Source organism: Amycolatopsis jejuensis (assembly GCF_000717335.1).
Lineage (GTDB): Bacteria > Actinomycetota > Actinomycetes > Mycobacteriales > Pseudonocardiaceae > Amycolatopsis > Amycolatopsis jejuensis.
Genome location: NZ_JNYZ01000031.1, coordinates 49,128 through 63,124 on the forward strand (window position 1 = coordinate 49,128; position 13,997 = coordinate 63,124).

9 protein-coding genes are annotated in these 13,997 nt (G+C 70.8%); 6 read left to right on the forward strand and 3 right to left on the reverse strand.

All coding sequences use genetic code 11. The annotated features are described in order from the left end of the window. The first annotated feature begins 18 nt into the window (after nt 1-18). The 6 genes from OO71_RS35220 to rpmJ all read left to right on the forward strand — a co-directional run bounded on the left by OO71_RS35220 (nt 19) and on the right by rpmJ (nt 7,751). Nucleotides 19-1,380, forward strand: coding sequence for an SWIM zinc finger family protein (locus tag OO71_RS35220; protein ID WP_245633885.1), 1,362 nt, complete (start codon nt 19-21; stop codon nt 1,378-1,380). Beyond that, the gene (locus tag OO71_RS35225; protein ID WP_033294335.1) at nt 1,377-2,819 is read left to right on the forward strand and encodes a DUF5691 domain-containing protein; all 1,443 of its coding nucleotides are present in this window, start codon (nt 1,377-1,379) and stop codon (nt 2,817-2,819) included. The genes OO71_RS35220 and OO71_RS35225 overlap by 4 nt, the downstream gene beginning before the upstream one ends. Beyond that, complete coding sequence (locus tag OO71_RS35230) at nt 2,816-3,901, forward strand: ATP-binding protein (protein ID WP_033294336.1); 1,086 nt, start codon at nt 2,816-2,818, stop codon at nt 3,899-3,901. Before OO71_RS35225 ends, OO71_RS35230 begins: the two co-directional genes overlap by 4 nt. Then, entirely contained in the window at nt 3,898-6,078 is a 2,181-nt protein-coding gene (locus OO71_RS35235) for a DUF5682 family protein (protein ID WP_033294337.1), read from the forward strand. Before OO71_RS35230 ends, OO71_RS35235 begins: the two co-directional genes overlap by 4 nt. Beyond that, the gene (locus tag OO71_RS35240; protein WP_033294338.1) at nt 6,075-7,223 is read left to right on the forward strand and encodes a VWA domain-containing protein; all 1,149 of its coding nucleotides are present in this window, start codon (nt 6,075-6,077) and stop codon (nt 7,221-7,223) included. Before OO71_RS35235 ends, OO71_RS35240 begins: the two co-directional genes overlap by 4 nt. A 405-nt stretch (nt 7,224-7,628) precedes the next feature. Continuing rightward, on the forward strand, nt 7,629-7,751 hold the full coding sequence (gene rpmJ, locus OO71_RS35245; protein ID WP_033294381.1) for a 50S ribosomal protein L36: 123 nt from the start codon (nt 7,629-7,631) through the stop codon (nt 7,749-7,751). 407 nt (nt 7,752-8,158) lie between these two features. On the opposite strand, the gene OO71_RS35250 is transcribed toward rpmJ, so the two are convergent. The 3 genes from OO71_RS35250 to OO71_RS35260 form a co-directional block, all read right to left on the reverse strand. Beyond that, on the reverse strand, nt 8,159-9,631 hold the full coding sequence (locus OO71_RS35250) for a flavin-containing monooxygenase (protein ID WP_281178504.1): 1,473 nt from the start codon (nt 9,629-9,631) through the stop codon (nt 8,159-8,161). Between the two features lie 619 nt (nt 9,632-10,250). Then, nucleotides 10,251-12,530 (reverse strand): polysaccharide lyase 8 family protein, encoded by a 2,280-nt coding sequence (locus OO71_RS35255; RefSeq protein WP_033294340.1) that lies wholly within the window; start codon nt 12,528-12,530, stop codon nt 10,251-10,253. Further along, nucleotides 12,521-13,990: an aldehyde dehydrogenase (NADP(+)) gene (locus tag OO71_RS35260; protein WP_425388731.1), complete on the reverse strand. Its 1,470-nt coding sequence runs from the start codon at nt 13,988-13,990 to the stop codon at nt 12,521-12,523. Before OO71_RS35260 ends, OO71_RS35255 begins: the two co-directional genes overlap by 10 nt. Nucleotides 13,991-13,997 lie beyond the last annotated feature (7 nt).

Genomic DNA, 13,997 nt, shown 5'->3' on the forward strand with positions numbered 1-13,997 from the left:
TTGTCGGTGGTGGGTGGGATGCTTCTCCGGTCAGCCCCGATGGGGATGGAACCGGAGGAGTGGCAAGGAAAAGTGGGGGACGAAGCAGCAGCGCGCTGGAGCCCGGAGCGAGTGGCCGGGCTGGCGCCCGACGCAGCGTCGGCGAAGGCCGGGCGCACGCAGGCCGCGCCGGCCAGATGGTCCGGCACCGGTGCGTCGGCGCGCGCGGTCTGGGGCGCGTGCCAGGGCAGTGGCAAACGGCCGTACCAGACGGTGGTGGACACAGCCGGGCCGGCTTTCCGGTGCACGTGCCCGAGCCGCAAGTTCCCGTGCAAGCACGCGCTGGGCTTGCTGCTGCTCTGGTCGGGCGGGCAGGTCCCCCAGGCGGAGGAGCCCGGATGGGTGCACCCGTGGCTCGACGAACGGACGGCGCGGGCGGAAAAGAAGCCGGCTGAGGCGCCGAAAGATCCCGAGGCGGCGGCGAAAAGGGCGAGGGAGCGGCTCGCCCGGGTCACCGCGGGGGCAGCCGAACTGCGGGGCTGGCTCACCGACCGTGTGTCGGCCGGGTTCGCGACGTTCGAACGCGGCGGCACTGACGAACTGCACGCCGTTGCAGCGCGGATGGTCGACGCGCAGGCACCCGGGCTGGCGGGCGGCCTGCGGCGGGCGGCCGGGCTGGTGGGGCGAGGTCGCGATTGGCCCGACCGGCTGCTGGCCGAGCTCTCGCTGGTGTACGTGCTCGCGGAGGCGGCGAGCAGGCTGGAATCGCTGCCGCCCGGGCTCGCCGGCACGGTCCGCACCCGGCTCGGGTTCCCGGTCGGCAGCGCGCAGGTGCTGGAGTCCGGCGAGCGGGTACTGGACCAATGGCTGGTCATCGGTGCCGTCGACGAGGAGCAGGACGCGCTGCGGAGCAGGCGCACGTGGCTGCGTGGGCGGCGCAGTGGCCGGGATGCGCTGGTGCTGTCGTTCGCGCCGCCCGGACGGCCGCTGGACAGTTCGCTGCCGCCGGGGCTGGTGGTCGCGGGTGAGCTGGCGTATCACCCGGGTGCGGTGCCGCTGCGGGCGGTGTTCACCCATCGCGAGGAACCCGGCGTTCCGGAGGAGCCGCCGTCCGGCGGGACGCTGGCCGGCGCATTGGCGGCCCATGCCGAGGCGCTTGCCGCTGATCCGTGGCTGGAGCGGTGGCCGGTGCTGGTGTCCGGGCTGGTCCCGGCCCGGTATGCCGAAGGCTGGGCACTGTCCGATGTAGACGGTTCGGCGCTGCCGCTGCTGCCGTCGGCCGATCCGTGGCCGCTGCTGGCGCTTGCGGCGGAACACCCGGTCACGGTGTCGGCGGAGTGGACGGCCAGCGGGTTGCGGCCGCTCACTTGCTGGCACCGCGGAGGGGTGGTGCGGCTGTGACTGCCTGGGACGATCTCGTGGGCACCGTGCTGCTGGGCACGCGGCGGAGGACGGTCGACGCCGCCGGGTTGCCTGCCGGAGTACGGGAACTGGCCGCGGAACGCACCGAGCCGGCCGAACAGGCGCTGGTCGCGGCAGCGGCGCTCACCGGGTACCGGCGGGCCGGGCGGAAGCCGCTCACCGGGGTGCAGCCGGAGCCTGCCGCGGACGGGGATGCGCGGCCGTTCGTGCCTGCCGGGGCGCGGTCGCGGCTGGGGTACCTGGTCACGGCCAACCGGCCCGAACTGCTCGAGGAATGGCTGCGTACGGTTGCGGACAAGGGTTTCCGCGTTCCGGCGGAGCGACTGCCCGTGCTGGCCGACGTGGCCCGCACCCGGGTGTCGTTGCGGGCGCCGTTCGCCGCCGTCGCCGGGCCGATCGGGGCTTGGCTCGGCGAACGCAACCCCGACTGGGCGTTTCTGGTCGCGGCAGCGGACGACACGCACGACGACGCGTGGGAGTTCGGCACTGCGGTCCGGCGGCAGGCGTGGCTCCAGCGGGTGCTCGTGGCCGACCCCGTTCGGGCTCGAAAGGCGCTTGCCGGCACGTGGAGCAGCGAACCGGCGGACCTGCGTGCGGCGTTCCTGTCGCTGCTCGGGGAGCACTTCACCGACGAGGACGAGCCGTTCCTCGAAGCCGCGCTCGGCGACCGGGCGGCCGGGGTACGCGACATCGCGCTGCGGTTGATCGGCCGGGTCCCTGGTTCAGCGTTCGGTGAGCGGATGATCGAGCGGTTGCGTGCTTGTGTCACCGTGCGCAGCCGCGCGTTGCGGGCCGATGTCCTGGAGTTCACGCCGCCCGGGGCGGACGAAAGCCTGGTCCGCGACGGGATCCGGGTACCGGCGGGTCCCGGGCAAGGCACTGCGCGGCTGCGCGCGATCGTCGCCGCCACTCCCCTGCGGTTCTGGGACGAGTTCGGCACCCCGGGCGAGCTGGCCGGGATGCTCGTCGAAGGGCCGCCGCTGAACGTGGTGCGGGAAAGCTGGGCCACCGCCGCGCTCCGGCAGGGCGACGAGCAGTGGGCGCAGGCGCTCGTGGAGGCCGAGCCCGGCGGGCGCGCCACGGCGGCGCTGGTCGGGCTGCTGTCGCCGGAGCAGCAGGCCGCGACGGTTGCGAAGCTCACGCGCGGGCTGCCGGTCGAGGCGCTCACCCGGCTCATCCTCGACCTGCCCGAGCCCTGGCCGGCGCCGCTCGGCACGGTGCTGCTCGACTGGGTCGCGGGCCAGCGCGACCACCGTCTGGTCGCGCATGCGGCCGCGTTGATCGCCAAAGCCGTGCCGGTGCCCTGCCTCGGCCACCCGCTGGCCGAGATCCCGCTCCCCGGCGAGGCCGCCCCGTGGCGGCGCGCCGTAGCCGAAACCCTGTCCTTCCGCCGCGAAATGCACGAGGAGCTCCGATGACGTCCACAGTCCTCCGGCCGCACGCCGAACAGGAATACGCCGGTGAACTGGCCGCCCTCGCCGCGGCCGACGACCGGGCGAAACCGCCGTCGTGGCGGTTGTCGCCCTGGGCGGTGGTCACCTATCTGCTCGGCGGGCGGCTCGACGACGGCACCGAGATCAGCCCGAAGTACGTCGGCCCGCGGCGGTTGATCGAGGTCGCGGTCGCCACGCTGGCCACCGACCGCGCGCTGCTGCTGCTCGGCGTGCCGGGGACGGCGAAAACCTGGGTGTCGGAACACCTCTCGGCCGCGATCAGCGGCGATTCCACGCTGCTCGTGCAAGGCACTGCGGGCACCGCCGAGGAACAGGTCCGGTACGGCTGGAACTACGCGCGGCTCATCGCCGAGGGGCCGAGCGACCGGGCGCTGGTGGAGAGCCCGGTGCTGCGCGCGATGCGCGACGGCAAGGTCGCGCGGTTGGAAGAGCTCACGCGGATCCCGGCGGACGTCCAGGATTCGCTGATCACCATTCTGTCCGAGAAGACGTTGCCGATCCCCGAACTGGGCACCGAGGTGCAGGCCCGGCCCGGGTTCACGCTGGTGGCCACGGCGAACAACCGGGACAAAGGGGTCAATGAGCTGTCGAGTGCGCTGCGGCGGCGGTTCAACACGGTCGTGCTGCCGCTTCCGGACACCGCGGAGGCCGAGGTCGAGATCGTGCGACGGCGGGTCGGGCAGCTGGGTGCCGCGCTGTCGCTGCCCGCCGAGGCGGCGGATCTTGCGGAAATCCGGCGGGTCGTCACGGTTTTCCGGGAGTTGCGGTCCGGGCGCACCGAGGATGGGCGCACGGCGGTGAAAACGCCGTCCGGCACGCTGTCCACGGCCGAGGCGATCAGCGTGCTCACCGGCGGCCTCGCGCTGGCCGCGCACTTCGGCGACGGCGTACTGCGTGCGCAGGATGTCGCGGCTGGGATTCACGGTGCCGTCGTGAAGGATCCGGTCGCCGACAGCGCGATCTGGAGTGAGTACCTGGAGACCGTGGTACGCGAGCGCGAAGGCTGGGCCGACTTCTACCGCGCAGGCCAGGAGATCGGCGGATGACCACGCACCTCCTCGGGATCCGGCACCACGGTCCCGGTTCGGCGCGGGCGGTGGCGGCCCGCCTCGCCGAGCTGGAACCGGACGTGGTGCTGATCGAGGGACCGCCGGAGGCAGACCGGCTCGTCGAGCTCACCGCCGACGAAGACATGCGCCCACCAGTGGCGTTGCTTGCCTATGCGGCCGACGACGTGTCGCACGCGGCGTTCTGGCCGTTCGCGGCGTTCAGCCCGGAGTGGCAGGCGCTGCAGTACGCAACCGGTGCGGGTGTGCCGGTGCGGTTCTGCGATCTGCCTGCGGCGCACCAGTTCGCGCTTGGCGAAGAGCGGACGGCGCCGCGCACCGATCCGCTCGCCGAGCTGGCCGCAGCCGGTGGGTACGACGATCCCGAACGCTGGTGGGACGACTTCGTCGAATCCCGGCGGGGCGCGGAATCGCCGTTCGAGGTGATCGCGGACGCGATGACGGCGCTGCGCGAGGACGAGCCTCGCGACGATCCGCATGAGCAGCGGCGCGAGGCATACATGCGGAATGTGCTGCGCAAGACCCGTAAGGAGGGCTACGAGCGGATCGCCGTGGTGTGCGGTGCCTGGCACGTGCCCGCGCTGGCCGATCCGCTGCCACCGGCTGCCCGGGACCAGGCCGTCCTCAAGGGACTGCCGAAGCGGAAGGTCGTCTGCACGTGGGTGCCGTGGACGCACGGCAGGCTCGCCACGGCCACCGGCTACGGCGCGGGCGTGCGCTCCCCCGGCTGGTACCACCATCTGTTCACCACCACCGGCGACGTCACCACCCGGTGGCTTACGTCGGTCGCGGGCGTGCTGCGCGAGGAGGATCTGCCAGTCTCCACCGCGCACGTGATCGAAGCGGTGCGGCTGGCCGACACCCTGGCCGCGCTGCGAGGGCGGTCGTCGGCAGGGCTCGCGGAGGTCGACGCGGCCACCCGAGCGGTGCTGTGCGGTGGCGACGACGTGCAGGCCGACCTGGTCACGCGGCGGCTCGTGGTCGGCGAACTCCTCGGCGAGGTACCGGAAAGCGTGCCGCAGGCGCCGCTGGCCGCCGACCTCGTCGCCACCGCACGGCGGTTGCGGCTCAAGCGTGAACCGCAGGCCCGGGAGCTGGACCTGGACCTGCGCACCCCGGGCGGGCTCGACCGGTCCCGGCTGCTGCACCGGCTGCAGGTGCTGGGGATTCCGTGGGGTGAACCGGAAGTGTCGTCGGTACGCGGCAAGGGCACGTTCCGCGAAACCTGGACGCTGTGCTGGGAACCGGGCTTCGAAGTCGATCTCGTGGCGGCGGCCGTGCACGGGACGACGGTGCCGGGAGCGGCGGCCGCGGTGGTGCGGGAGGCGGTCGCCGGGTCGCCGCCACTGGCGGACATCACCTCGGCGGTCGAGAGCTGCCTGCTCGCCGATCTCGGTGACGCGCTGCCGGAGGTACTCGCCGCGCTCGACACCCGGGCAGCCGCCGACGCCGACGTCGCGCACCTCATGACCGCGCTGCCCCCATTGGCGCGGGCGACCCGGTACGGCGACGTGCGCGGGACCGACACCGCGCGGCTGCGGGAGGTCGCCGATCGCGTGCTCACGCGCGTGTGCGCCGGGCTGCCGCCGGCGGTGCATGGGGTCGACGAGGAGGCCGCCGCGCAGTTCTGTGAACTGGTCGACGACGTACACGAGGCCACCGACCTCCTCGGCGATGCGGCACGGGAGCGCTGGTTCACTGCACTGGCGCGCCTCGCCTCCCGAGATTCACTGCCGCCGCTGCTGGCGGGTCGCGTCGTGCGGCTGTTGCACGACGCCGACCTCCTCGACGGCGACGAGGTCGAGGTGCGGCTCGGCCGGATGCTCACCCCGGGTATCGCGCCAGCCGATGGGGCGGGGTACGTCGAAGGGTTCTTCGCCGGTGGGGCCTTGCTGCTGGTCCATGACGAACGGATGCTGCGCGTCGTCGACACGTGGTTGGCCTCGATTCCACCGGACGTATTCACCGAGGTACTTCCGTTGCTGCGGCGCACTTTCGGCGCGTTTGCCGGGCCGGAGAAACGGGCAATCGGCGAACGTGCCGCAGTGTTGTCGGGCGGAAAGCTTTCGGTTTCGCCGACTGTCGAGGATGTGGATGAAACTCGCGCGGCGAATGCGTTGCCGGTGTTCGCCACCCTGCTGGGAGCCGCCCGATGACCACCGATCCCGAAGGTCTGCGCCGCTGGCGCCTGGTGCTGGGCGGCGACTCCGACGGCACCGGCCACGCACTGTCCGAAGAGGACAGAGGCGTCGACGGCGTGCTGGCCGCGCTCTACGACGAACGCACCGAAACCCCCCGCGGAGACCGGCGCAGCGGCGGGCTCGGGGCTTCGGCGCCGCGGGTCGCACGCTGGCTGGGCGACATCCGGCGGTATTTCCCGGGTTCGGTGGTGCAGGTCATGCAACGCGACGCCGTCGACCGGCTGGGAATCACGCGGATGCTGCTGGAGCCGGAGCTGCTGAGTGCAGTCGAGCCGGACGTCCATCTGGTGGGGACTTTGTTGTCGCTCAACGGTGTTCTGCCCGAGGAGACCAAGGAAACCGCACGCACCGTCGTGCGCAAGGTGGTCACGGAGCTGGAAGAGCGGCTGGCCGAACGCACCCGAGCCGCCGTCCGCGGGGCGCTCGACCGCGCCGCGCGTACCCAGCGGCCACGGGGCGCGGACGTCGATTGGGACCGCACGATCCGGCGAAACCTGCGGCACTACTCGCCCGAGCTCGGGACGGTGGTCCCGGAACGGTTGTTCGGCTACGGACGCCGGGAACAAAGCGTGAAACGGGACGTCATCCTCGCAGTCGACCAGTCCGGTTCGATGGCGGAATCGGTGGTGTACTCGGGGGTATTCGGCGCAGCGCTGGCGTCGATGCGGGCGCTGAGCACGAAATTCGTCGCCTTCGACACGGCCGTCGCCGACCTCACCGACCACCTCGACGACCCGGTAGACCTCCTGTTCGGCACCCAGCTCGGCGGCGGCACCGACATCAACCGGGCGCTGGCGTACTGCCAGGGCTTGGTGGAACGCCCGGAGAAGACCCTGCTGGTGCTGATCAGCGACCTGTACGAGGGCGGCGCCCGCGACGACCTCCTGCGCCGCGCCGCAGACCTCGTCGCGTCGGGGGTGCAAGTGGTCACGCTGCTCGCGCTGTCGGACTCCGGGTCGCCGTTCTACGACCACGAGAATGCGGCCGCGCTCAGCGAGCTGGGGATTCCGGCGTTCGCCTGCACGCCGGACATGTTCCCGGACCTGATGGCGTCGGCACTGCGAAGGGAAGACCTGGGGAGGTGGTCATCAGGCGAGTGACTGGTTCTCCCACGCCGCCGGGTGACTTGTGCGTCGCCGCCGGGTGACTCGCGCGTCGCCGCCAGATGACGCAGGCGCTGCCACCGCCCCTGGGTGACCCGCGCGTTGGCGTCGCCGCCAGGTGACTCTCGCGTCGCTGCCGGGTTACGCAGGTGGTGCCGCCGAAGGATGACGGCAGCCGAGACCTGCCCCGGCTGCCGAGTGCCGGTTGGGTACCCGTGGCGGTGCTGTCACCGCGTGGTGTCGGTTGCCAGTCCCGCGACGATGCGGGCGGCGCCGGCGAGCATCGCTGCGGGTCGCCGGGCTGACCGCGGAGTGCCGGGACTAACCGCGCCGTCCCGGATGTTGTGTCGGGTGTCGGTGTGGCTGGGATCCACACCCCCGATCGCGGAAGGACGGGAAGCCATGAAGGTACGCGCGTCAGTCCGGTCGCTGGCCCGGCAGCCGGGTGCGCAGGTGATCCGCAGGCACGGCAAGGTCTTCGTGATCAACCACAACCAGCCGCGAGGCAAGGCCCGGCAGGGCTGACCCCGGCCGGGCACTGCCAGGCTGCGCGCTGCAGGCAGGCTGGGTCCGGCGGGGCAGGCCAGGTCCGGCGGGGCAGGCTGGGCCGTAGTCGCCCGATCGGACGGAAGTAGGCTCGGCCGGGGCAGCTCCGTCGAGTGAACCGGTTGCAATGAGATGGGCTGGCGACCGATCTGGTCGAGCCGCCCATTCTGCGACGCAGGAAGCCCGGCGGAGCCAGCGGCCCACCCCGCGACGCAGCAGCCGCTGGCGCAATGGAACAGTCGCGGCCGCAACCCGGCGGCCGCAGCCACAACCTGCCTGCCACAACTCAGCAGCCGCAGCCACAACTCAGCAGCCGCAGCCACAAGTCAGCAGCCGCTGCCGCAAATCAGCAGCCGCTGGCGCAAACCAGCAAACCCCGGCGGGAGTCACCGTTCCGGCTCAGGGTCCGGGCGCGTCGTTCGATGGAACTTCATCACGCCGTCGTCCAAGCGGTGCAGGCGCATGTCCATGGTGTCCAGCAGGTAGTTCTGCCGGATCTGCCACGGGCGCCGGTCGCCTTGCCGGGGCAGGTTTGCGGCGGCGCGGAGGACGTATCCGGATTTCAGGTCCAAAATCGGGCGCCGCCGGGGCTCGGGGATGGCTGGGGGCGAGGGGACGCAGGTGTCGTAGCCGTGGCGGGTCAGGTGGGTCAGTAGGCGGCACACGTACCGCGACGCGAGGTCCGCGCGCAGCGTCCACGACGCGTTCACGTACCCCACGCACCACGCCAGGTTCGGCACCCCCGCGAACATCATTCCCTTGTACACCAGCTGTTCCGATGGCACGATCGGCCGGTCGTCCACGCTCAAGGCGATGCTTCCGAAGGCGGTCATGCGCAGGCCGGTTGCGGTGACGATCACGTCGGCGGACAGGGCTTGGCCGGAATGCAGTGCAACGCCGGATTCGGTGAAACGGACGACCTGGTCCGTGACGATGTCCGCTTTGCCGTTGCGGAATGCGGCGAACAGGTCGGCTCCGGGGGCCACGCACAGCCGTTGGTCCCACGGGCGGTAGCGGGGGACGAAATGCGGGTCCACCGGGATCGACGGAGGCAGCTGTTTCTCCGTCGCGGCCCGGATCAATGCCGTGGTGCGGGCGGGCAGGCGGCGCATGAATTGGTACAGCAGGCTGCCCAGCAGGACGTTCTTGGCTCGCACCAAGCGGTACGCCAGTTTGTCCGGCACTGCCGTCGGCAATCGCGCGGCGAGGGAGTCCGCGTGGGAGCGCGAGACGATGTAGCTCGGCGAGCGTTGGAGCATCGTCACCGACGCGGCCTGCGCGGCGAGGGCCGGTACGAGGGTGACCGCAGTGGCGCCGCTGCCGATCACCACTACGCGTTTGCCGGTGCAGTCGAGATCTTCGGGCCAGAACTGCGGGTGCACGATCTCGCCGCGGAACTCGTCCCGGCCCGGGAAGTCGACGATGTGTCCGCTTTCGTAGCTGTAATAACCACTGCAGAGGTACAGGAACGAGCACGTGATGACGACTGTCTCGCCGTGGTGCTCGGCTTCCACTGTCCAGCGGGCGTCGGCCGACGACCACGCCGCGCGCACCACGCGGTGCTCGAAGCGGATGTGGCTGGACACGCCGTAGTGCTCGGCCGTGGTGCGGATGTAATCGAGAATTTCCGGACCGTCGACGATTGCCTGCGCTTTCCGCCATGGCCGGAACGGATAGCTGAGCGTGTACATGTCGGAGTCGGATCGGACGCCGGGGTACCGGAAGAGGTCCCACGTTCCGCCGACGGTGTCGCGGGCTTCGAGGATCGCGTACGTGCGGCTGCGCGCGTGCTGCTGCAACCGGCACGCTGCGCCGATGCCGGAGAGGCCAGCTCCGACCACCAGAACATCGACGTGCACCAGCGATCACCTTCCCCGGACGGCCCGATGCTACCGCGCGGTACGAGCATCGACCGGACGCCATCGGGTGGGCCCGCCGAGGTTACCGCGCGGTAGGCGCTTCGGGCGGACGCCGTCGGATGGGCCCACCGGGTTACCGGATGGCACGTGCGTCGGCCGAACAGACGCGGGCTGAGGCAGCCGGGATGCGCGTCGACCGGGCACCTTCGGGTGGAGCCCGCCAGGGTTACCGCCCGGTACGCACGACGGCCGAACAGACGCGGGCTGAGCCAGCCGGAATGCACGTCGACCGGGCACATTCGGGTGGAGCCCGCCAGGGTTACCGCCCGGTACGCACGACGGCCGAACAGACACAGGCAGGGCCAGCCGGGACAGCTTCAGACGGGGCCAGCCGAGCTACCACCCAGCGCGTGCGCCTGCGGGACAGAAACGGGATGGAGCCAGCCGGGACGCACATCAGCCGGGGCGAAACCGAGTAGGCCCGCCAGGCCGGGGCGAAACCAAGTAGGCCCCGCCAGGCTAGGGCGAAACCAAGTAGGCCCCGCCAGGCTGGGGCGAAACCGGGTGGGGCCCCGCCGGGCCGGGTCGGGAACCACCGGCCCGGCGGGGAAAACCGGGGTCACTGCAGGGAGACGATCTTGGTGGCACCGAAGGAGTTCCGGAGCGGGACCTCCACCGTGTGCCGTCGCGCTGTCACGTGAACGCTGTCCTGCAGCTGCGTCGGGTCGGAAACTGCGAGCTGCCAGCCCGCACCGTTCCGGCCGAGCGCCACCGAAGCAGGCCCTGAGACGGTTACTTCGTCTACGGTACCTTCCCGGTAGAAGTTTGCCAGCAGTGTGTTGTCCCACAGTCGCAATGCCTGCGCAGTTGTGGTATTGGCCCGAACGCGCCAAGCAAGCGCCGAAGACACAGTCTCGACAACCGACGCCGCAGGCAGAATTGCGTACGCGTACTTCGCATCTACAGGCCGTACGCCATGCTCAAGGACCAGCTTCTGGTACCGCCGCGTGTACGGCGTGGTGGTCCCCTTCGTGTTGGCGCCGGTGTCGATGTCGCGCCAGGAACCCGTGCGGTCTTCGCGCAGTGCGGTGACGTCGGCGCCGTCTAGGAGGACGTACCCGGCGACGCCGTCGAGGTGTAGCCAGCGCGGGCGAAGCGCCGAAGCGATACCGACAACCCGGCCGTCGGCAAGCAGAGCCCCAGCCCCAGCGCGGTTTTCGATGGTTGTCCGCACGGCCTGTCCGGAATCATCAGTGATCCCGGCGCCGAGACAGACGATACCTGCCGGAGTGAAGAACCAGGACTTCTTCGCCGACAATCGGCCGTCTTCGGAAACGAAGTCCATCGCGTACGCGCCGTGCCGCGCGTCCCAGCGCACGCCGCCGACGTGTGCCTTCGTCGTCAAGGGTGTTGCGGCCAGCGGACCCGGCGGACCGGCCTTCGTCGTGGTGCCAGGCAAGAGCAGCGGGTCGACCGTCGGCCAGTAAGCATCCGAATAGTGGCCTTTTGCGTTGGGAAGAAACAAGTACAGCACCCCGTCGCCGACGTGCCAGCCGTGCAAGTTCATCCCATTGATCGATTCGTACCGCGAGATCCGCGTGGACCCGACACCGAGCGACGCCGACCAGCCTTCGGTCACGTGCACCATCCGGTCCTGCCGGGCGAAGATCCGATGCATGGCGACGACCGGCGCGGGAGAAGCGAGCATCTCCTGCGCGAACTCGATCCCCGGGGTCGCGACGAGGTCCGGCCCCGGCGCGAACCGCTCGGGGTCGGGGATCTCGAGAAACGGCGCGTACGTACCTTCCTTGATCCACTTCGCTGCGAAGGCGGACAGTTCGTTCTGAGCCGCACCTGTCGCCGACCTCGCGAGCACGAGCGTCGCGACAGTCAACTGGTGTCCGATGTCGTGCGCAGTCTCGCCCTGGCGCGACAGCATCCGCCCGCGCACCGGCTCCATCAGCGCGCCTGCGTACACGAATGGCGCAAACGTGTCGCCGACCAACGCGTACACCTGTTGCTTGAGAGCGTCAGGCAGCGCGTACGCAGTGCCGTCGGTGACATGGATCGTGCCGGCGAGCGCAGTGAGCAGGACGATGCCGTAGTGCCCGGGGTACGGGATCGTGTCGTGCTGGAGGAAGGAACCGTCCGCGTAGAACCCGTCCCCCTTGGACTGCGTAGCGAGGACGTTCGCCGCGCCGCCGCCCGCGACGTCGGTGATCGCGTCGAGGCCGGTGCGGATCCATGCGGGGTCGCCGGTCAGCGCGCCGGACACGATCGCGATCAGCGCCTTGTCCGCCCGGTTCGCGCCGGTTTCGACCACCGTGGGGTTGTTCGCCCGCCGGTTCGGGTTCCCGACGAAGCGCTTGATCGGGCTGACGTACCGCGCCAGCTCGTCCGCGGTCAGGTGATCGGCGACCGTGACCAGCGTGTGGAGCAGGTAGTACGGCACGCCGATCTCGTACGTGTACCAGTTCCCGATCTCCTCGACCTGCGGGTGGTACTGGTTGACGTACAGCAGCTCCAGCGCGCTCTTGACCCGGCTGAGCACCTCCGGGTCACCTGCCAGAACACCACCCGGAGTCCCCCAGTCGACGGCAATCGCCCGCAGCCGCGCGTACATCGACGTGGTGTAAGCGCTGCCCGGTCCCAGCGGCAGATCAGTCCACAATGGACCAGAACTGGACATGCTGTCGTAGTACGACTTCGCCACCCGGCCAAGGTTCATCAGCGCGGCCGAGCGCTCCGGCGACGGACGGTTGATGCCGGTCTGCAGCTCGCGATAGCCGGTCACGATCCGCCGCAACGGATCGGCCGCCGCGAAGGCAGGCTGGGACAGCGCCGCTGTGGCGACGGCGAGAGCGCCGCCACGCAGCACGGTCCTGCGGTTCACGGGCATCGACGGTGCCTCCCGGGGTCGGCTTGCGAGAGCCCATCGACGCGACGGGGCAAGTGCCAGGGATTGGCTTCCTGCAACGGTTCCGGCAGCAACGCGTCCGGGAAGCCCTGCCACGCGATCGGGCGCAGGAAGCGCTCGATGGCCGCCGTCCCGACCGACGTCGTGGTCGGCGCGGTGGTCGCCGGGTACGGGCCGCCGTGCTGCTGTGCCCAGCTCACCGTGACACCGGTCGGCCAGTCGTTCCACAGCAGCCGCCCCGCCAGGCGTGTCAGCGAAGGCAGCAGCGAACGCACGTACGCAGCTTCACCAGTTTCCCCGTGCACCGTCGCGGTGAGACCAGCTTCCAGGCTGTCGAGGACCTCGATCAGCGCAGCCTGGCCGGGGTACGTGACGATGAGCGACGCCGGGCCGAAGTGCTCCTCGCGCACCGCCGAACCGCCCGCCAGGAACTCCTCCGCAGTGGTCGTGAACAGGCTCGGCGCGAACGCGAAGTCCTGCTGATCGCCGTCCACCAGCACCTCGACACCTGGCACCGACCGCAGTTCCGCCAGCTTCTGCGTGAACCCGGACGCGATGCGGTCGTTCAGCAGCCGCTGCCGCGCGATCGCGCCGACAGCCGTGTGCAGAACATCGTCCAGACCATGACCTTCCGGTAGGAACAGCAGGCCAGGCTTCGTGCAGAACTGTCCGGCGCCAAGGCTGAGCGACCCCGCGTACCCCGCCGCCACCGCCTCGCCCCGAGCGGCGACCGCACCCGGCGTGACGACCACCGGGTTCACACTGCCCAGCTCGCCGTAGAACGGAATCGGCACCGGCCGCGACACCGCAATGTCGAACAACGCACGTCCGCCCGGCACGGAACCGGTGAACGCAGCCGCCGAAATCCGCGGATCCTTGAGCGCCGCGACACCCTCCTCGACGCCGTGGATCACCGAGAACAGCCCGTCCGGTGCACCTGCCGCGGCGAGTGCCGCCGTGACGATTTCACCCGTCCGCGTCGAAAGTCCCTCGTGCCCCGGATGCGCCTTGAGCACCACCGGACAGCCCGCGGCCAGCGCAGAAGCCGTGTCACCGCCCGCGACGCTGAACGCGAACGGGAAGTTGCTCGCCGCGAACACGAGCACCGGACCGAGCGGGACAAGCACCCGGCGCAGGTCCGGACGCGCACCCATCGGCCATCCCGGGTCCGCGTGGTCGACCGTCGCGCCGAGGAACCCGCCGTCCCGCAGTACCTCGCCGAACAGCCGGAGCTGGAACGTGGTCCGCGCGAGTTCCCCGGTCAGCCGCGGCGCAACCGGCAGGTGGGTTTCCTCGTGCGCCAGCGGGACCAGCTCGTCGGCAGCAGCGTCGAGTGCATCGGCGACGGCAGACAGCCACCCGGCACGCTCGGCCGGAGTGCTTCCCGCCGCATTCCGGGCAGCCGCAACGACATTCTCCGGCACAGAATTTCGCAGGCGCAACAGATTC

Coding starts and splice junctions, on each gene's coding strand:
- rpmJ (WP_033294381.1), top strand. CDS start 7,629: ATGAAGGTACGCGCGTCAGTCCGGTCGCTGGCCCGGCAGCCGGGTGCG.
- OO71_RS35235 (WP_033294337.1), top strand. CDS start 3,898: ATGACCACGCACCTCCTCGGGATCCGGCACCACGGTCCCGGTTCGGCG.
- OO71_RS35240 (WP_033294338.1), top strand. CDS start 6,075: ATGACCACCGATCCCGAAGGTCTGCGCCGCTGGCGCCTGGTGCTGGGC.
- OO71_RS35220 (WP_245633885.1), top strand. CDS start 19: ATGCTTCTCCGGTCAGCCCCGATGGGGATGGAACCGGAGGAGTGGCAA.
- OO71_RS35230 (WP_033294336.1), top strand. CDS start 2,816: ATGACGTCCACAGTCCTCCGGCCGCACGCCGAACAGGAATACGCCGGT.
- OO71_RS35255 (WP_033294340.1), bottom strand. CDS start 12,530: ATGCCCGTGAACCGCAGGACCGTGCTGCGTGGCGGCGCTCTCGCCGTC.